Origin of the sequence: Kitasatospora nipponensis (assembly GCF_039528135.1) — a bacterium.
GTDB lineage: Bacteria > Actinomycetota > Actinomycetes > Streptomycetales > Streptomycetaceae > Kitasatospora > Kitasatospora nipponensis.
On sequence record NZ_BAAALF010000078.1, the window covers coordinates 17744 to 35951 of the forward strand.

Here is an 18208-nt window from a genome sequence, read left to right on the forward strand (position 1 = left end):
GGGTAGCGGTCGTCACTCACAGACGGTCACCTTCCATTGCGCGCGCAGCCGGCGCTCCCGGCGGCACGAACGGCAGGTCGCCGCTCGCCCCGCCCTCGATCAACCGCCACAGGGCGGCGGTGTCGGCGTGTTCCTCGATCAGGTCGCCCAGCCGGTCCAGCCGGGCCTCGCGGGCCGCCGCGAACGAGGTGTCGGGCGCCGGCACGAAGGCGCGGCCCGCCACCGCCGCGACCTCGCGCAGGAAGGCCCGCCGGAAGCCGTCGTTCTCCAGTGCCCCGTGCCAGGTGGTGCCCCAGACGGCGTCCACGCGGCAGCCGTCCAGGAACGGCTCGCCGCCCTCGACGGTCACCACGCCGTGGTGGATCTCGTAGCCCTCGACCCGTTCGCCGTAGGCGGCGCCGACCGGGCGGCCGAGCACCTTCTCGCGCCCGAACTCCACCGAGACCGGCAGCAGGTCCAGGCCCGCCACCACACCGGCGCCGGACTCCACCTCGTCGGCGATCCGCCGGCCCAGCATCTGGTAGCCGCCGCAGACGCCGAGCACCGGCCGCCCGGCGTGGGCCCGCTCGCGCAGCGCCTTCTCCAGGCCGCGCTCGCGCAGCCAGGCCAGGTCGGCGACGGTGGCCCGGGTGCCGGGCAGCACCACCAGGTCGGCGTCGGCCAGCTCCTCGGGCCGGGTCGCCCAGCGCACCAGCACCCCGGGCTCCTGGGCGAGGGCGTCCAGGTCGGTGAAGTTGGACAGCCGCGGGAAGCGCAGCACGGCCACCCGCAGCACGTCGGCGCCGTAGGGGCCCACCACGTCCTCGCGCTCCACCACGGTGGACAGGTCCAGCGAGTCCTCGGCGTCCAGCCACAGGCCCCGCAGCATCGGCAGGGTGCCGAGCACCGGACGGCCGGTCAGCTCCTCCAGCATGTCCAGGCCCGGCTTGAGCAGCCGCGCGTCGCCGCGGAACTTGTTGACCAGCCAGCCCGAGACCAGCCGCTGGTCCTCGGCGCTCAGCAGCGCCAGCGTGCCGTACATCGCGGCGAAGACCCCGCCGCGGTCGATGTCGCCGACCACCACCACCGGCAGGTCGGCGGCCCGCGCCAGGCCCATGTTGGCGATGTCGCGGTCGCGCAGGTTGATCTCGGCGGGGGAGCCGGCGCCCTCGCAGACGACCACGTCGAAGCGCCGGCGCAGGTCGGCCAGGCACTCCAGCGACCGCGCCAGCAGGACGGGCTTGCGCTCGCGGTAGTCCAGCGCGCCGACCTCGGCGACCGGGCGGCCCAGCAGCACCACCTGGCTGCGCCCGTCCGCGCCGGGCTTGAGCAGCACCGGGTTCATCGCGGCCTCGGGCTCCACCCGGGCGGCCTGGGCCTGCATCGCCTGGGCCCGGCCGATCTCCGCGCCGTCGGCGGTGACCATCGAGTTGAGCGACATGTTCTGGGCCTTGAACGGTGCGACCCGCACGCCCTGGCGGGCCAGCCAGCGGCAGATGCCGGCGGTCACCACGCTCTTGCCCGCGTCCGAGGTGGTCCCGGCGACCAGCAGTGCGTTGTTCATATCGTCCCCCTCCGGGACCGTGCGGCGGCCAGCGCGAACCGTGCCGCGACCGTGGTACCCAGGGCCAGCAGTCCGACGCGTCGCGAGAGCCGGCAGGCCACCTCGATGTCACCGGCCCCGACCGGACGCAACTCGGCGCCCAGCACCGGGCGTTGCTCCACCCGGACGCCGTAGCGCAGCGGACCGCCCAGCCGCACGCCCAGCGCGCCGGCGAAGGCCGACTCGGCCTGCCCGGCGTTCGGGCTCGGGTGCGCGGAGCCGTCGCGGCGCCAGACGCGCCAGGCGGTGCGCCGCCCGGCGGGCGGCGCGGCCGCCACGGTGAGCAGCGCGGTCAGCCGGGCACCGGGCCAGCCGGCCAGGTCGTCCAGCCGGGCCGCCGCCCAGCCGAACCGGCGGTACTTCGCGGACTTGTGACCCACCATCGCGTCCAGCGTGTTGACGGCCCGGAAGGCGAGCAGGCCGGGCGGGCCCGCCAGCGCGCCCCAGACCAGGGCGTTGACGACGGCGTCGGCGGTGTTCTCGGCCACCGACTCGACCACCGCGCGGGCGATCTGCGCTCCGTCCAGCGCGCTCGGGTCGCGCCCGCACAGGTGCGGCAGCCGCTCGCGGGCCGCGTCCAGGTCGTCCGCGGCGAGCGCGGCGCCGATGGTGCGCGCCTCGCGGGTGAGCGAGGTGCCGCCGAGCACCGTCCAGGTGGCGAGCGCGGCCGTGGCCACGGGGGCCGCGGTGGCGACAGGGGCCGCGCCACGGGTGCGCGCGAGCGCCAGCCGCTCGACGCCCACCGCACCGGCCGCCACCGCGCCCACGCAGAGCGCGGTGTGCAGCGCCCCGGCGCCCCGGTGGTCGCGCCACAGCGCGCGCTCCAGGCGCCCGGCCGCCCGGCCGAAGACGGCCACCGGGTGCCCGCGCCCGGGGTCGCCGAAGCGGGCGTCGGCCGCGTATCCGGCCAGCGCGCCCACCGCGTAGGGAAGGGTTGCCCGCACCGCACCCACCGGCATCAGCCGGCCGGCGGGACGGCGGGCGGGAGGGTGGGTGGAGCGGCCGGGCCGGGCCGTGGCGGGGCGGGCAGCATCAGGATGTGTCCTCACTCAGGGTCCGCGCCCTGGATCGACGAACCGGGGGCGAGAGTCTCCTGGCTCCCCGGGTAGCTGACACACCCTCGGGCCTTCCAACGATCCTGTGGCGGACCGCCGTGACCATGACGTCGAGCGTGCTCCCCGGTGACAGTGGCGGGACCGCGCCGGATTCGCACCGGCTTCCTCTCTGTGCCTCCGTATGGCCCGTGGATCCCATCACGGCCCGGAACCGGGAGTCAACCGCGCCCCCGGAGTGGTGGATCACACCGGCGGCCCGGTGGCGAACCGTCACCAGGTGATGCCCAGGCCTTCAGGCCGGGGAGGAATCCGATGTCCCACGTGGCGGGTCAGGTGCAGCCGATTCGCCGCCGGGCGGATCGGCGTCCACCATCCGTGACCCCCCGGGGCCCAGATCACCGTGTCCGCTGTCAGTGGTGCGTGGCATGGTGATCGTCAGTCGGATTGGTGTGTGGGTTGCGCCGGGGGTGTCAATGGAGAGCGGGGATGCCGGATTCGCCCGGTACACCTATCGGCTTCGTGTGTCGTCCACCGCCTTGTCCGGCCTCGAAGCCGAATGGGCCCGCTGTCGGTGGGTGTGGAACGAGTGTGTGGCGAAGTCCCGTCAGCGTTCCGTCGCCAACCGCACCCGCCCCGAGGGCGGCGAGAAGGTGACGTGCGGTCCGGCCGAACTGGACCGGATGCTGACCGAGGCCCGTGCCGCCATGCCGTGGTTGCGCGAGGGCGCGAGCGTTCCGCAGCAGCAGATCGTCCGGGACTTCGCGAAGTCCCGGACGAAGGCGCTCAACGATGTGAAGGACCGCCTGCCGATCAAGCGCCGCGCGGGGATGCCGAAGATCAAGAAGAAGCGCGAGGCGCTCCCGTCGATGAACTACACCCGGCGCGGCTTCCGTATCAAGGACGGCCGCTTACACCTGGCGGGCGGAATCGTCCTGATGGTGGTGTGGTCCCGCGACCTGCCCGCCGACGCGAGCAGCGTGCGCGTGTACCGCGACAGCGTCGGCCACTGGTACGCCTCGCTCGTCGTCCCTGTCGAAGCGCAGCCGCTCCCCGCCGTCGGTCGCTGCATAGGCATCGACTGGGGAGTGACGGAGACCGCGACCACCACCAGTGACACCCATGATCTTCCCCACCCGGAGCACGGACGCGACGCGCGGGTGAAGCTGACCCGGTATCAGCGGCAGATGGCTCGCAGGAAGCCGGGACGCGGTCAGGGTGCGTCGAAGGGCTACCTTCGCGCGCAACGGAGCACGGCGAAGGCTCACAAGAAGATCGCCCGGCAGCGTCAGGACACCGGCCGCAAGTGGGCCAAGGCCGTCGTGCGAGATCATGACCTGATCGCGGTTGAGGACTTCCGTCCGAAGTTCCTCGCCAAGACGACCATGGCGCGCAAGGCCGCCGACGCGGCGATCGGCGCGACGAAGAGCGCCTTGATCGAGATGGGACGTAAGCACGGCCGGACGGTGCACCTGGTGCACCCCGCGCACACGACCATGGACTGTGCCAACTGCGGAGCGAGAGCCAAGCACGCGTTGCCACTGTCGGAACGGATCTACACGTGCACCTCGTGCGGAGTCTCCACACCCAGGGACAAGAACTCCGCCCGCGTGATGCGCGTCAGGGCTGGTCTGTGCCCTGCTGACGTTGAATGCGTAGGACACGGTCGCCCGTAGGGCGTCCGTGCAGCAGGAGTCAGAAATCCCCCTCCTGAAGGCGGACCCCCGCCTTCAGGAGGGGGAGCAGTCAATACCTCCGAGTAGCCGCCCTGCTCACGGGCCGCGGGCTGGTGAATCGTCCAAGGGTGACTCGGGCGCTGTTGTCCCGGTTCGTGCGTTCGGCGGCTGGGGCGCGATCCGGCGGGCCCCTAGCGTCGGGTGCCATGCGAAGAAGCAGGCCACCGGCCGCCGTCCCGGTCCCGTTCTCCCCGAGCGCCGCCCGCGCGCACCGCGCCGGACTGGGCCTGACCCCGGAGCAGGTGGCCCAGGGCATGGCCGCGCACGGGGTACGGCTGCTGCCGACCCACGTGCTGGGCTGGGAGAGCGGCGAGCTGCGCCCCGGCGAGGAGGAGTTCATCGCGCTGGCCCGCGCGCTCTGGTGCCCCGCCGCGCAGCTGATGGGCGCGCCGCCGGCCAGCCTGCGCGACTACCGCCTGGCCCGCGAGCTGAGCCGGCAGCAGGCCGCCGAGCGGCTGGGGCTGAGCCCGCGGGCGTACGCGGCCGTGGAGCTGAGCGGCCGGTGGAGCGGCGACGAGGCGCAGAGCGCGGCGCTGGCCGAGCTGCTCGGCATGACGCTGCGTGAGCTGGTGCGGGTGACGGGGGTGGCCGACGAGCTGGAGCGGCGGCTGCGCCAGTGCGTGGACGGCCGCTGGCAGGCGCAGCTCAAGCCGCTGGCCCGGCTGGTGCCGGTGCCGCGCGCGACCCTGGCCGCCGTGCTGGCGGCACTGCAGGACGGGTACCAGGTGCACTCCTACTGGGGCTCCAGCACCCCGGCGGAGCCGGTCGGGGCCGAGGAGCCCCCGCTGGAGCGGTTCTGGGCGCTGCTCGCGGAGCGGGACACGGGCGGGTTGCCGGTCTGAGCCCCTCCTTTTCTGTCGGCTTCGCCTCCGGGCGCCCTTGACCCGGCGTCGACGCTCGCCCTCCTTGCGACACCGGCGCGCCCTTCGGCTCAGCCGACAGGTGCAGGGCCGGCCAAGGGTCGGTCACGGGGCCGGACGGTGGCCCGGTCAGCCGAACGCGGCGTTGCGGTGGCCGGGGGGCGCCGTCCGGGGTGCACTGGAGGGGTCGTGTCCGACCTGCCATCACCACCCCCGGGAGAGTCATGCGTTGGGGAACCGTCGTCGCCGCGGCCACCGCCGTCGCTGTCGGGGCGGGGGCCGTGGCCCTGCTCCTGGGCCGTCGGGTCTCCGACCTCACGCTGCGTCCCGACGCCGTGGCCGAGGGCGCCGCGGCCGGGGGGCCGGCCCTGCGGGTGCACGCGGTCGGCGCCCGGGAGGTCACCCTCAGCCGCACCCCGGCCAGCGCCCGGCGCGGGCGGTACGCGCTGGAGTGGCCCGGCGGCCACGCGGTGGTGGGCGAGATCCTGCGCACCGGCCCGCAGAGCGTCACCCGCCGCCTGGAGCTGTCCGCGGGCAGCACGCTGGGCGCCGGGGCCGAGGTGGAGCTGAGCCCGCGGGTGCTGCGCGGCGACCCCGGCTCGGCCTGCGGGCTGGACTACATGGACGTGGTGGTCGACGGCGAGCTGGGCGCGATGCCGGCCTGGTACGTGCCGGCCGTCCGGGGGACCTGGGTGATCGCGGTGCACGGCCGGCTCGCCGACCGCCGCCAGGCGCTGCCCGTGCTGCCGGTGCTCAAGCGCCTGCACCTGCCGGCGCTGGTGGTCAGCTGCCGGGGTGACCTGGGCGCGCCGGCCTCGCCGGACGGGATCGGCCACTTCGGTGAGACCGAGTGGCGCGACGTGGAGGCGGCGATCCGCTTCGCCAAGGAGGCCGGCGCCGGTCGGGTGATCCTCTACGGTTGGTCGCTGGGCGCCTCCACCGTGCTGCAGACCGCCGCCCGCTCGGACTACCGCGAGGAGGTGGCCGGCCTGGTGCTGGACTCCCCGGTGCTGGACTGGTCCGCCTCGGTGCGGGGCGTGGCGCAGCGGGCCGGGGTGCCCGCCGCGCTGGCCGAGCTGGGCGCGCTGTCGGCCGAGGGCCGCACCGGCGTCGACCAGGCCGGCTTCGCCCGGCTCGCCGACGGCACCGACCTGCGCGCGCCCACCCTGCTGCTGCACAGCACGCAGGACGCGGTGGCACCGTTCGCCAGCGCCCGCCGGCTGGCCGAGCTGCGGCCGGACCTGGTGAGCCTGCACCCGATCGCCGGGGCGGCGCACGCGGCCCTGTGGAACGCCGACCCGCGTGGCTACGAGGAGACCCTGCGGCGCTTCCTGACCCCGATCCTCTGAGGCCTCCGAATGCCGCGCTGCCGCCCGCCGAGCGCCTTCGCGGACCGCCGCGCGGGCCCGCCGGCCCCGCCGCTCAGGGTCACCCCTTGACCACGTTCCGTGCCGCCCAGTAGTGTCGTGGACAGGTCATCATCATTCCGGCCGGCCCGGTTTGGGCTCTCTTGCCCCGACTCCGCCCGGCTGTCCACCCCCGCCCGCCGAAGACGCGCCGAACTCGATGTGACAGAAGCCCCTTACACGGGGAAGACTGCACGGCGTGACGTCTCGGAACCCGCGCGACCGTGATGCCCCGCTCCCGCCGACCATGGGTACCGGCGCGACGGTGACCCGTCTACCCGGTACGGCCCGCCGCGCCGAAGGCGTGCAGCCGGGCCGCCCCGCCGCAGCCCGCCGGCGTACCCCCAAGCCCGCCCCCGGCCGTGGCCGGGTCCCGCTGCCGGAGGGCTTCCCGGCCCCCGCCGAACTGGCCCCGCTGGCCCGCCGGATGCTCGCCGACGCCGTACGCGTCGCGCGGTGGGCCGGCGAGCTCGAAGCGGTCGACAAGCGCGGCGAACTGCTGCCCGAGGACGCCCGCGCGGCCGGCCGCGCGCTCGCCATGACGGTGGGCGCCGCGGCCAAGGCCTGGGGCCAGGCCCTGCTGGTGGGCCTGGTCGAGCCGCGCGACGGCGGCGCCGCCCCCGGCTGGCGCCTGCACGCCTGGGAGCACGACGACGAGGCCGTGCTGCGCGGCTGGTCCGCGCTCTTCGACGCCTGGACCCTGCTGGCCCCGGTGCCGCCCGCCGCCCTGCGCGGCGTCTTCGCGGTGCTGGCCGGCCAGGCCGTGGACCAGGCCCCGCAGCTGCTCTCGTTCCTGCACCTGGTGGACGGCCCGGTCGCCGAGAGCGAGCTGATGGAGCTGCTGCGGCGCGGCCTGGACGAGCGCCGGCACGGCGCCGGCACCGGCTTCGCCACGCTCTCGCCCGTTCCGCACGCGGCCTCGGCCGTCTCCGCGGTGCGCGGCACCTGCCGCGAGCCGCAGATCGACACCCCGCCGGCGCCCTCCGACATCGCGGCGGTGCTGGACTGGATGCTGGACGGCCTGACCGCCGTCGGCGCGGTGATCCGCGCGGACGACGCGGCCGAGCTCTCCCCGCTGGGCCACTGGGCGGTGCGCGCCAAGCTGGAGGAGATCTGCACGGTGGCGCAGACCGCCGCCGGGCACATCGAGCAGAGCGCGCTGGAGCTGCTGGACGCCTGCGCCAACTACTCGCCCGGCCCGGCCCGCGCCGAGTACCGGGCCTGGGTCGCCGCCCGTCCGGTGGACCGCGCGGTGGCCGAGCTGCTGGAGGCCGCGCAGGGCGAGGACGCGCTGCTGCGCGGGCTCGCCTTCGAGGCGCTGCGGGTGGCCGGCGGCACGGCCGAGCAGGCCGTGCGGGCGGCGGTGGACGAGCCGGTGCTGCGCCCCTACGCGCTGCTCTGGCTGGCCGAGCAGCTGGACGAGGGCGGCGTGGTCCCCTCCGACGTGCTGAGCGCCGAGGACGCCGCCTGGCTCTGGGTGGACACCGCGGCGGCCGTGCTGGACCACGGGGAGACCGAGCTGCTGGTCGGCCACGTGGAGGGGGCCTGCGCCGGGGATCCGGTGCGGCTCTTCGCCCGGGCCCGGCAGTCCGGTCACGCCCGGGCGGCCTCGGTGCTCGCCGCGGTCGCCGGCGTGCACCCCGACGCGGCGGTGGCCCGCGCCGCGCGCCGCTCGGCGTTCAGCGTGCACCTCGGCGGCGCCTGACCGCTCACGGGATCCGACCGGGCCGTCCCCCGCCGCGCGGGGGGCGGGCCGTCGTCGTCCGCTCCGGGAGGCCCTGGCCGCCCGCCGGCGCCCCTCCAGCGCCCTGCCGGCGGCGTCGGGGAGCCCCGCTGCCGGCGGCGCCCGCTCCGGGCAGCACGAAGCCCGCCAGGTCCGGGACCTGGCGGGCTTCGGGTGGGGCGTGGGTGACGCCCTAGCAGTTGCGCGACTCCGCACGGCGGGCCCGCACGTCGCCGACCTTCTGGCCGACCTTGCGGCGGATCACCAGCAGCGGTGCCATCGCGGCGAGCGCGATCTGCGCGATCGCGCCGATGTGCATCAGCACGTCGCCGCCCGGCAGGCCGGCCGCCCAGGCGCCCAGGCAGCCGATCGACACGACGATCCAGCCCAGCGTCGCGGTGGCCAGCAGGCCCTGCGGCTTGGGGTACTCGACCTGGCTCACCATCAGGTAGGCCACGCCGAAGATCGCCAGCAGCCCGGCCAGGAACGGCGGGTCGAGCAGCACGATGGCGATCACGGTCATCGCGCCCATCGGGCAGGGCATGCCCTGGAAGACCCCCGGCCGCATCTTGACGGTCGAGAACCGGGCCAGCCGCAGCACCACCGCCAGCAGCACGGTCAGCGCGATGAACGCCGAGAGCCCCTGGTTGGAGCCGGGCGAGACGATGCCCCAGACCGCGACGAAGTAGGCCGGCGCGATGCCGAAGCTGATCAGGTCGGCCAGGTTGTCCAGCTCCGCGCCCAGCGCCGAGGAGCGCAGCTTGCGGGCCACCAGGCCGTCGAAGAGGTCGCACATCGACCCGAGCAGCAGCAGCGTCACCGCGGTGGCCGCGCCGTGCCGCACCATGCCGCTGCCGGAGGTGTCCCCGGTGATGTGCGGGATGAGCATGTTCGTGGTGATCGAGTAGATCGCCAGGAACCCGCAGACGGCGTTGCCCAGGGTCAGGAAGTCGGCGGTCGACAGTGTCTGCGGCGAGCGCGGGGCCCGCAGCTCGCGATCGCGTGCCCAGCGGCGCCGGCGCAGCTCGGTCTCCTCCGATTCGCCGAGTCCGACCAGGGTCTCGGGATCAGTCACGGTCAAGGCGTGTCACCCCCGCGGTGGTCTTCTGGCCCACCTCGACGCCGACCTCGACACCGGGCGGAAGGTAGGTGTCGACGCGCGAGCCGAAGCGGATCAGACCGATCCGCTCGCCCTGCTCGACCTTGGTGCCGGCCGGCACGTACGGCACGATGCGGCGCGCCACGGCGCCCGCGATCTGCACCATCTCGATGTCGCCGAGCTCGGTGTCGAAGTGCCAGACGACCCGTTCGTTCTGGTCGCTGTCCTTGTTGAACGCGGGCACGAAGCCACCGGCCACGTGCTCCACCGAGGTGATCGTGCCGGGCAGCGGGGCCCGGTTGACGTGCACGTTGAGCGGGCTCATGAAGATCGCGACGCGGGTCCGGCCGTCCGGCCAGGCGTCGATGCTCTGTACCACTCCGTCGGCCGGCGAGATCACTCTGCCGGTACCGATCTCACGCTCGGGGTCGCGGAAGAACCAGAGCATGCCCGCGCTGAGCGCGCACGCCGGAACCGCCGCCAGGGCCCACGCGCTGCTCCGCCGGGTGAGGGCGGTGGTGAGGGCAGCGGTGGCCAGGGTCGGGACGAACCAGGGGGTGGCTCCGCGCGCGATGGTCACGCGGGGTCGCCGGCCGGCCGTCTCGGGGGCGAGGACATCGCGCTCCGTGACGGAAGTGTGAGGGGACGGGCTGATGGGCATCGAAGACCTTTGTCGCGGGGCCCAGAGAATTGGCGGGGTACGGCCGCTGCTCGGGGGTGGTCGCGGGATCGGGTGATAAGGGGACAGCTGCTGTCCCGGTGGATGCTATCGGGAGCAGGCGGTAGGTGGGCAACCCGCCTGTTCGTTCAACTGTCCGCAGCCGTGCCTTGGCGCACGCGCTATGTATACGACCGTAGCTGGCCGCTCTCCGGTTCCCAAGGGTCCGGTCATGATCCGTGAGTCATGTCTCAGCACCGGCGGGCTCGCCCGGTTCTGCCGGGCCGAGGGGCAGGCGCTCCACCGCCCGTAGCCGCCCGGTGGACCCACCGGGCGGCTACGGGGCGCATCGTCCGCTCAGTCCGCGAGCTTGTACTCCTCCAGCAGGCGGCGGCCCACGATCATCTTCTGGATCTCGGCGGTGCCCTCGCCGATCAGCAGCATCGGGGCCTCCCGGTAGAGGCGCTCGATCTCGTACTCCTTGGAGAAGCCGTAGCCGCCGTGGATCCGGAAGGAGTCCTCGACGACCTCCTTGCAGTACTCGGAGGCGAGGTACTTGGCCATCCCGGCCTCGAGGTCGTTGCGCTCGCCGCCGTCCTTCTTGCGGGCGGCCATCACCATCATCTGGTGCGCGGCCTCGACCTTGGTGGCCATCTCGGCGAGCTTGAACTGGATCGCCTGGTGCTCGGCGATCTTCTTGCCGAAGGTCGAGCGCTGCTGGGCGTAGGAGATGCCCAGCTCGAAGGCGCGGCGGGCCACTCCGCAGCCGCGCGCGGCCACGTTGACCCGGCCGACCTCGACGCCGTCCATCATCTGGTAGAAGCCCTTGCCGGGGACGCCGCCCAGCACCCGGTCGGCCGGGATCCGGACGTCCTGCAGCACCAGCTCGGTGGTGTCGACGCCCTTGTAGCCCATCTTCTCGATCTTGCCGGGGACGGTCAGGCCCGGGACGGTCGGGTTCGGGCCGAAGCCGGCCGTCTTCTCGATCAGGAAGGTGGTCATGTTGCGGTAGGGGGTGCTGCCGCCCTCGTCGGTCTTGCAGAGCACCGCGACCAGGGTGGAGGTGCCGCCGTTGGTCAGCCACATCTTCTGGCCGTTGAGGACGTAGTGGTCGCCGTCCCTGACGCCCTTGGTGGAGATCGCCGCGACGTCCGAGCCCAGGCCCGGCTCCGACATCGAGAAGGCGCCGCGGATCTCGCCGGTCGCCATCCGGGGCAGGAAGTACTCCTTCTGCTCCTGGGTGCCGTGCGCGTTGATCATGTGCGCCACGATGAAGTGCGTGTTGACGATGCCCGAGACGGACATCCAGCCGCGGGCGATCTCCTCGACCACCAGCGCGTAGGTGAGCAGCGACTCGCCGAGGCCGCCGAACTCCTCGGGGATGGTCAGGCCGAAGAGGCCGAGCTGCTTCATGCCCTCCACGATGGCGGTCGGGTACTCGTCCCGGTGCTCCAGCTCGGTGGCGACCGGGATGATCTCCTTGTCGACGAAGTCCCGCACGGTGGCGAGGATGTCCCGCTGGATCTCGGTGAGGCCGTCGGTCTGTGCGAGGCGTCCCATCGTGCGGCTCCTGTCAAAGCATGAGGGTGGTGGTGAGGGGTGCGGGGGAGGGTTCGGGGGCTCCGCGAAGCGTGACTTCCGCGGAGCCCCCTGACCGGTCGGGAGGCCGATGACGGCGGCCCCCCGGGCCGGGGTTCCTGGGGGCCCGGACGGTGCCGGGCCCGGGACGGGGTGCGCTGACCCCGGGGGACTAGGCGAGCGGGGTCGGGCGGCCGGGCTGCTCGCCGCCGCGCTCCTTGATGTAGGAGTCGGTCGGCACCATCACCTTGCGGCGGAAGATGCAGACGACCGTGCCGTCCTGCTTGTAGCCCTTGGTCTCGACGTAGACGATGCCGCGGTCGTCCTTGGACTTGGACGGCCACTTGTCGAGCACCACGGTCTCGCCGTACAGCGTGTCGCCGTGGAAGGTCGGCGCGATGTGCCGCAGCGACTCGATCTCCAGGTTGGCGATCGCCTTGCCCGAGACGTCCGGCACGGACATCCCCAGCAGCAGCGAGTAGATGTAGTTGCCCACGACCACGTTCTTGCCGAAGTCGGTCGTCTTCTCGGCGTAGTTGCCGTCCATGTGCAGCGGGTGGTGGTTCATGGTCAGCAGGCAGAAGAGGTGGTCGTCGTACTCGGTGACGGTCTTCCCGGGCCAGTGCCTGTAGACCGCGCCGACCTCGAACTCTTCGTAGGTGCGTCCGAACTGCATCTCAGTCTTCTCCTCAACCCTGCGGGGGTTCGAACTTGCTGGTGCGCTCGAAGCCGGCCGCCCGGCCCTTGCCCGCGATGACCAGGGCCATCTTGCGCGAGGCCTCGTCGATCATCTCGTCGCCGAGCATGGCCGAGCCCTTGGCGCCGCCGGCCTCCGAGGTGCACCAGTCGTAGGCGTCCAGGATCAGCTCGGCGTGGTCGTAGTCGGCCTGCGAGGGCGAGAAGATCTCGTTCGCGGCGCCGACCTGGTCCGGGTGCAGCACCCACTTGCCGTCGAAGCCCAGCGCTGCGGCCCGGCCGGCCACCTCGCGGTAGCCGTCGGGGTTGCGGATCTGGAGGTAGGGGCCGTCGATCGCCTGGAGGTCGTTGGCGCGGGCCGCCATCAGGATGCGCATCAGGATGTAGTGGTACGCGTCGGCCGGGTAGCCGGCCGGCTGCTCGCCGACCACCAGCGACTTCATGTTGATCGAGGCCATGAAGTCGGCCGGGCCGAAGATGATGGTCTCCAGCCGCGGCGAGGCCTGGGCGATCGCGTCGACGTTGATCAGGCCCTTGGCGTTCTCGATCTGCGCCTCGATGCCGATCTTGCCGACCTCGAAGCCCATGGTCTTCTCGATCTGGGTGAGCAGCAGGTCCAGTGCCCTGACCTGCTCGGCGTCCTGCACCTTGGGCAGCATGATGCAGTCCAGGTTCGGGCCCGCGCCCTCGACCACCGTGATGACGTCGCGGTAGGTCCAGTGGGTGGTCCAGTCGTTGACCCGCACCACCTTGGTCTTCTTGCCCCAGTCGCCGTTGTTCAGTGCGTCCACGATGTGGTGTCGGGCGCTCTCCTTGACCAGCGGGGCGCAGGCGTCCTCGAGGTCCAGGAAGACCTGGTCGGCGGGCAGGCCCTGGGCCTTCTCCAGGAAGCGCGGGTTGCTCCCGGGAACGGCCAGGCAGGAGCGGCGGGGGCGGAGCCGGTTGACAGTCATGGGGGTGGGTCAGTTCCTTCCGGGGGCGGTGGCGGCCGAGGCCCAGGGCTGGAGCCTGTTGGCCAGCCGGATCTCGTCCACGATGCGGCCGATGATGGTGGTGATGCCGAAGTCCTTCGGGGTGAACACGGCGGCGACGCCGGCGGCCTTCAGGGCCTCGCCGTCCGCTGCCGGGATGATGCCACCCACGATCACCGGGACATCCTCCACCCCGGCCCGGCGCAGCCTGCGCAGCACGTCCGGGACGAGCTCGGGGTGCGCGCCGGAGAGGATCGACAGTCCCACGCAGTGCACGTCCTCGGCGACGGCCGCCGAGACGATCTGCTCGGGGGTCAGGCGGATGCCCTGGTAGACCACCTCGAAGCCGGCGTCGCGGGCCCGCACGGCGATCTGCTCCGCGCCGTTGGAGTGCCCGTCCAGGCCGGGCTTGCCGACCAGCAGGCGCAGCTTGCCGGCGCCCAGTTCGGCGGCCGTGGCGGCCACCGCCTCGCGCACCGCGGCCAGCTCGCCGCCCGGCTCGGCCGCCACCGCCACCGGCGCGCCGCCGACCCCGGTGGGGGCCCGGTACTCGCCGAAGACCTCGCGCAGCGCGAAGGACCACTCGCCGGTGGTCACCCCGGCCCGCACGCAGTCCAGGGTGGCCGCCATGAGGTTCTCGTCGGTGCCGGCGACCGTCTTGAGCCGCTCCAGGGCGAGCTGGGCGCCCGCGTCGTCCCGGGTGGCCTTCCAGTCCTCCAGGGCGGTCAGCACGGCCTGCTCGGAGGCCGGGTCGACCACCATGATCGCGGCGTCCAGGTCGGTGGTGAGCGGGTTCTCCTCGGTGGTGTCGAAGCAGTTCACCCCGACGATCTTGTCCTCGCCGGCCTCGATCCGGGCCCGCCGCTCGGCGTGCGAGGCGACCAGCGCCGACTTCAGGTAGCCCGACTCGACCGCGGGGATGATCCCCGGCCGGCCCGCCCGGGTGCCCATCTCCAGCACCTTGGCGATCTCCGCCTCGGCGCCGGCCAGCAGCTCGGCGGTCTTCGCCTCGATGACGTGCGAGCCGTTGAAGACGTCGCCGTACTCCAGCAGGTCCGACTCGAAGGCCAGCACCTGCTGGATCCGCAGCGACCACTGCTGGTCCCAGGGCCGGGGCAGGCCCAGCGCCTCGTTCCAGGCGGGCAACTGGACGGCCCGGGCCCGGGCGTCCTTGGAGAGCGTCACGGCCAGCATCTCCAGCACGATCCGCTGGACGTTGTTCTCCGGCTGGGCCTCGGTCAGGCCCAGCGAGTTGACCTGCACGCCGTAGCGGAACCGGCGCTGCTTGGCGTCCTCGATGCCGTAGCGCTCCCGGGTGACCTTCTCCCAGAGCTGGCCGAAGGCGCGCATCTTGCACATCTCCTCGATGAAGCGCACGCCCGCGTTCACGAAGAAGGAGATCCGGCCGACCACCTCGCCCATCCGCTCGGCCGGCACCTGGCCGGAGTCGCGCACGGCGTCCAGCACGGTGATCGCGGTGCACATGGCGAAGGCGATCTCCTGGACCGGCGTGGCGCCGGCCTCCTGGAGGTGGTAGCTGCAGATGTTGATCGGGTTCCACTTGGGCAGCGTGCCGACCGTGTAGGCGATCATGTCGGTGATCAGGCGCACCGAGGGGCCGGGCGGGAAGACGTGCGTCCCGCGCGACAGGTACTCCTTGACGATGTCGTTCTGCGTGGTGCCGGTCAGCTTGGCGATGTCCGCGCCCTGCTCCTCGGCGACCACCTGGTACATCGCCAGCAGCCACATGGCGGTGGCGTTGATGGTCATCGAGGTGTTGGTCTGCTCGAGCGGGATGCCGTCGAACAGGGTGCGCATGTCGCCCACGTGCCCGACCGGCACGCCGACCCGGCCGACCTCGCCGCGGGCCAGCACGTGGTCCGAGTCGTAGCCGGTCTGGGTGGGCAGGTCGAAGGCGACCGAGAGGCCGGTCTGGCCCTTGGCGAGGTTGCGGCGGTAGAGCGCGTTGGAGTCGCTCGCCGTCGAGTGCCCGGCATAGGTCCGCATCAACCAGGGACGGTCGCGCTGCCGCTTCTGCGGCTCGCTCGCCGCCGGGCGCTCTTGACCCGGCGCCGACGCTCCTCCCTCCAACGCTCGCTCCTTCGTCGCTCGCTCGTCGCTCGTCGCTTTCGACACCGGCGCGCCCTTTGGCTCGCTCGCCCTGCTCGTCCCGCTGGTCACTAGATGTCCCGGAAGCGGTTGATGGCGTCGACGTGCTTGGCGCGGAACTCGGCGTCGCGCACGCCCAGACCCTCCTCGGGGGCCAGGCAGAGGACGCCGACCTTGCCCTGGTGGCGGTTCTGGTGCACGTCCAGGGCGGCCTGGCCGGTCTGGTCCAGGGAGTAGACCTTGGAGAGAGTCGGGTGGATCTTGCCCTTGGCGACCAGGCGGTTGGCCTCCCACGCCTCGCGGTAGTTGGCGAAGTGCGAGCCGACGATCTTCTTGAGCGACATCCACAGGTACCGGTTGTCGTACTGGTGCATGAAGCCCGAGGTCGAGGCGCAGGTGACGATCGTGCCGCCCTTGCGGGTGACGTAGACGCTGGCGCCGAAGGTCTCGCGGCCCGGGTGCTCGAAGACGATGTCCACGTCCTCGCCGCCGGTCAGCTCGCGGATCCGGCCGCCCAGGCGCTTCCACTCGCGCGGGTCCTGGTTCTGCTCGTCCTTCCAGAACTTGTAGCCCTCGGCGCTGCGGTCGATGATCGCCTCGGCGCCCATCGCCCGGCAGATGTCGGCCTTCTGCTCGCTGGAGACCACGCAGATCGGGGTGGCGCCGCCGGCCAGCGCGTACTGGGTGGCGTACGAGCCCAGGCCGCCGCTGGCGCCCCAGATCAGCACGTTGTCGCCCTGCTTCATGCCGGCGCCGTTGCGGCTGACCAGCTGGCGGTAGGCGGTGGAGTTGACCAGACCGGGGGAGGCGGCCTCCTCCCAGGTGAGGTGGGCGGGCTTGGGCATCAGCTGGTTGGTCTTCACCAGGGCGATCTGGGCCAGGCCACCGAAGTTGGTCTCGAAGCCCCAGATCCGCTGCTCCGGGTCCATCATCGTGTCGTTGTGGCCGTCCGAGCTCTCCAGCTCGACGGACAGGCAGTGCGCGACGACCTCGTCGCCCGGCTTCCAGGCGTTCACGCCGGCGCCGGTGCGCAGCACCACGCCCGCGAGGTCCGAGCCGAGCACGTGGTAGGGCAGGTCGTGCCGCTTGGTCAGCGGCGAGAGGCGGCCGTAGCGCTCCAGGAAGCCGAAGGTGGAGACCGGCTCGTAGATCGAGGACCAGACGGTGTTGTAGTTCACCGCGCTGGCCATCACGGCCACCAGCGCCTCGCCCGGGCCCAGTTCGGGCAGCGCGACGTCGTCGAGGTGCAGGGACTGGCGCGGGTCCTTGTCGCGGCTGTCGAGGCCGGCGAACATCTGTTCCTCGTCCTTGTGGAGCGTCACCGCCCGGTAGGACTCCGGCAGCTTCAGGGCGGCGAAGTCCGCCGTGGTGCTGTCGGCGCTGAGGATCGCGTCGAGGATTTCCTTCATGGCTGCCTCCGAAGGCGTACCTGTGTGAGGGCACAGGGCGTCTGGGGGAGCCGGGAGCGGACACCGGCTTCGCTGAGGTGGTCTGGGTGGGTTCGCCCCCGGGGTGTGGGGACGCCGGACTGCGGCGCGCCGAGGTGGGGAGCCGCGGCGCCGCGACTGGTGAGTAACAAGCTACTGGCACCCTGTGCCACTCGTAAAGACACTGGGTGCCACGAATTTCAGCGTAGGTCGAGACGGACTCGAGCGCGCTCCGGCAGTGCTCCGGGGCACCCGAAGGGCCCGCCCCGGCGAACCGGGACGGGCCCTGTGACCTGCGGTTTCTCCGGCCCTACTGGCGCAGCGCGGCCTTGATGCTGTCCAGCACCAGGTCGAGCGGCGCGTCGGTGCGGGCCACTGTGATGAGCACCTCACCGCCGGGGGTGGCACTCAGTGCGCTCGCGGCCGTCAGCTCGAGTCCGGTCGCGGCATCACCGCTGGCACCGGGTGCCACCAGAGTGCCACGGCGCCGCACGCCCTGCGGCGGGGTGGCCCAGAAGGTGCCCCGGATGACCTCGAAGGAGTGGTCCAGCTGCGCTTCCACGTCGCCGTGCCCGCCGGCCCGCAGCCAGCGCCGCAGCACGTGGTTGTGGGCCGCCACCACCGCGGCGGCCGAGACCTCGGCCAGCATCGAGTCGTCGTCCCCGCCGTGCCGCCAGCTGGGCGGGATCGACTCGGCGGTGTCGAAGCGGCCCAGCAGGTAGCGGGTGAAGAGCCGCTCGTAGCGGGCCACCACGGCGATCTCGCGCTCGCGCAGCGCGGGCACCTGGCGGATCAGCTGGTAGCGGGCCACCGAGACCGCGGGGGTGGAGGCGTACATCCGCAGCACCTCCTTGATGCCGCGGCAGACCACGTCCAGCGGGTACTCGTCCGGCTCGGAGCTGGCCAGCAGGTCGGCCACCCGGACCAGGGTGTCGTCGTGGTCCGGGAAGATCGCCTCCTCCTTGGACCGGAAGTAGCGGAAGAAGGTCCGCCGGGCCACCCCGGCGGCGGCGGCGATCTGATCGACCGTCGTCTCCTCGTAGCCCTGGGTGGCGAACAGCTCCATGGCGGCGGTCGCCAGGTCCTGGCGCATCTGCTGGCGCTGGGCCGCGGCCCGGCGGTTGCCGGGAGCCTGGTCGACGGCCCTGCGATCGTCCTGCTCGGCGGATGACTGTTCCCGATCCATGCCCGGAACGCTACACGCCTGGCCGGTCCCGTCCGCCGCGGTTGCCGGCATCGCCGCCGCCCCCGGTAGGGCCGGTGCCGGACGCCGCACCACGGGGGCCGGGCGGCCGGCCACCGCGGGGCGCG

The 18208-nt window shown here is 72.9% G+C and carries 14 protein-coding genes and 1 riboswitch; of the genes, 4 read left to right on the forward strand and 10 right to left on the reverse strand.

Features of this window, described 5'->3' with window-relative positions; all coding sequences use genetic code 11:
* Positions 1-16: 16 nt before the first annotated feature.
* Complete coding sequence (locus ABD323_RS21435) at positions 17-1543, reverse strand: cobyric acid synthase (RefSeq protein WP_344443442.1); 1527 nt, start codon at positions 1541-1543, stop codon at positions 17-19.
* Entirely contained in the window at positions 1540-2541 is a 1002-nt protein-coding gene (locus tag ABD323_RS21440) for a cobalamin biosynthesis protein (RefSeq protein ID WP_344443458.1), read from the reverse strand. The genes ABD323_RS21435 and ABD323_RS21440 overlap by 4 nt, the downstream gene beginning before the upstream one ends.
* 127 nt (positions 2542-2668) lie before the next feature.
* Positions 2669-2805: riboswitch (cobalamin riboswitch) on the reverse strand.
* A gap of 305 nt (positions 2806-3110) precedes the next feature.
* Between ABD323_RS21440 and ABD323_RS21445 the strand changes: the two genes are divergently transcribed.
* The 4 genes from ABD323_RS21445 to ABD323_RS21460 all read left to right on the forward strand — a co-directional run bounded on the left by ABD323_RS21445 (position 3111) and on the right by ABD323_RS21460 (position 8341).
* Positions 3111-4310, forward strand: a complete 1200-nt coding sequence (locus ABD323_RS21445; RefSeq protein ID WP_344443459.1) for an RNA-guided endonuclease InsQ/TnpB family protein — start codon at positions 3111-3113, stop codon at positions 4308-4310.
* Between the two features lie 206 nt (positions 4311-4516).
* Positions 4517-5212, forward strand: coding sequence for a helix-turn-helix domain-containing protein (locus tag ABD323_RS21450; RefSeq protein WP_344443443.1), 696 nt, complete (start codon positions 4517-4519; stop codon positions 5210-5212).
* A gap of 242 nt (positions 5213-5454) precedes the next feature.
* Positions 5455-6579, forward strand: coding sequence for an alpha/beta hydrolase family protein (locus ABD323_RS21455; RefSeq protein WP_344443444.1), 1125 nt, complete (start codon positions 5455-5457; stop codon positions 6577-6579).
* 256 nt (positions 6580-6835) lie between these two features.
* Entirely contained in the window at positions 6836-8341 is a 1506-nt protein-coding gene (locus tag ABD323_RS21460) for a hypothetical protein (protein WP_344443445.1), read from the forward strand.
* A gap of 211 nt (positions 8342-8552) precedes the next feature.
* Here ABD323_RS21460 and ABD323_RS21465 read toward each other — a convergent pair whose 3' ends face one another.
* The 8 genes from ABD323_RS21465 to ABD323_RS21500 all read right to left on the reverse strand — a co-directional run bounded on the left by ABD323_RS21465 (position 8553) and on the right by ABD323_RS21500 (position 18083).
* Positions 8553-9440, reverse strand: a complete 888-nt coding sequence (locus ABD323_RS21465) for a CDP-alcohol phosphatidyltransferase family protein (protein ID WP_425556097.1) — start codon at positions 9438-9440, stop codon at positions 8553-8555.
* A complete protein-coding gene (locus tag ABD323_RS21470; RefSeq protein WP_344443447.1) occupies positions 9427-10119 on the reverse strand; it encodes a phosphatidylserine decarboxylase in 693 nt (230 codons plus the stop codon). Before ABD323_RS21470 ends, ABD323_RS21465 begins: the two co-directional genes overlap by 14 nt.
* Before the next feature lie 354 nt (positions 10120-10473).
* A complete protein-coding gene (locus tag ABD323_RS21475; protein ID WP_344443448.1) occupies positions 10474-11676 on the reverse strand; it encodes an acyl-CoA dehydrogenase family protein in 1203 nt (400 codons plus the stop codon).
* A 190-nt stretch (positions 11677-11866) separates the two neighbouring features.
* Positions 11867-12370, reverse strand: a complete 504-nt coding sequence (locus ABD323_RS21480) for a MaoC family dehydratase (protein WP_344443449.1) — start codon at positions 12368-12370, stop codon at positions 11867-11869.
* Positions 12371-12383: 13 nt separating this feature from the next.
* On the reverse strand, positions 12384-13343 hold the full coding sequence (locus ABD323_RS21485) for an HpcH/HpaI aldolase/citrate lyase family protein (RefSeq protein ID WP_344443451.1): 960 nt from the start codon (positions 13341-13343) through the stop codon (positions 12384-12386).
* Between the two features lie 9 nt (positions 13344-13352).
* Positions 13353-15452 carry a protein meaA gene (locus tag ABD323_RS21490; protein WP_344443452.1) on the reverse strand — a complete coding sequence of 700 codons (2100 nt, stop codon included), beginning with the start codon at positions 15450-15452 and terminating at the stop codon, positions 13353-13355.
* Between the two features lie 89 nt (positions 15453-15541).
* Positions 15542-16879 (reverse strand): crotonyl-CoA carboxylase/reductase, encoded by a 1338-nt coding sequence (gene ccrA, locus ABD323_RS21495; RefSeq protein ID WP_344443453.1) that lies wholly within the window; start codon positions 16877-16879, stop codon positions 15542-15544.
* Between the two features lie 328 nt (positions 16880-17207).
* Complete coding sequence (locus tag ABD323_RS21500) at positions 17208-18083, reverse strand: TetR family transcriptional regulator (RefSeq protein ID WP_344443454.1); 876 nt, start codon at positions 18081-18083, stop codon at positions 17208-17210.
* Between the last annotated feature and the right edge of the window lie 125 nt (positions 18084-18208).

Excerpts from the sequence above, each read along its gene's own strand:
- ABD323_RS21435 (WP_344443442.1), bottom strand. The coding sequence starts at position 1,543 with ATGAACAACGCACTGCTGGTCGCCGGGACCACCTCGGACGCGGGCAAG.
- ABD323_RS21440 (WP_344443458.1), bottom strand. The coding sequence starts at position 2,541 with ATGCCGGTGGGTGCGGTGCGGGCAACCCTTCCCTACGCGGTGGGCGCG.
- ABD323_RS21445 (WP_344443459.1), top strand. The coding sequence starts at position 3,111 with ATGGAGAGCGGGGATGCCGGATTCGCCCGGTACACCTATCGGCTTCGT.
- ABD323_RS21450 (WP_344443443.1), top strand. The coding sequence starts at position 4,517 with ATGCGAAGAAGCAGGCCACCGGCCGCCGTCCCGGTCCCGTTCTCCCCG.
- ABD323_RS21455 (WP_344443444.1), top strand. The coding sequence starts at position 5,455 with ATGCGTTGGGGAACCGTCGTCGCCGCGGCCACCGCCGTCGCTGTCGGG.
- ABD323_RS21470 (WP_344443447.1), bottom strand. The coding sequence starts at position 10,119 with ATGCCCATCAGCCCGTCCCCTCACACTTCCGTCACGGAGCGCGATGTC.
- ABD323_RS21475 (WP_344443448.1), bottom strand. The coding sequence starts at position 11,676 with ATGGGACGCCTCGCACAGACCGACGGCCTCACCGAGATCCAGCGGGAC.
- ABD323_RS21480 (WP_344443449.1), bottom strand. The coding sequence starts at position 12,370 with ATGCAGTTCGGACGCACCTACGAAGAGTTCGAGGTCGGCGCGGTCTAC.
- ABD323_RS21485 (WP_344443451.1), bottom strand. The coding sequence starts at position 13,343 with ATGACTGTCAACCGGCTCCGCCCCCGCCGCTCCTGCCTGGCCGTTCCC.
- ccrA (WP_344443453.1), bottom strand. The coding sequence starts at position 16,879 with ATGAAGGAAATCCTCGACGCGATCCTCAGCGCCGACAGCACCACGGCG.
- ABD323_RS21500 (WP_344443454.1), bottom strand. The coding sequence starts at position 18,083 with ATGGATCGGGAACAGTCATCCGCCGAGCAGGACGATCGCAGGGCCGTC.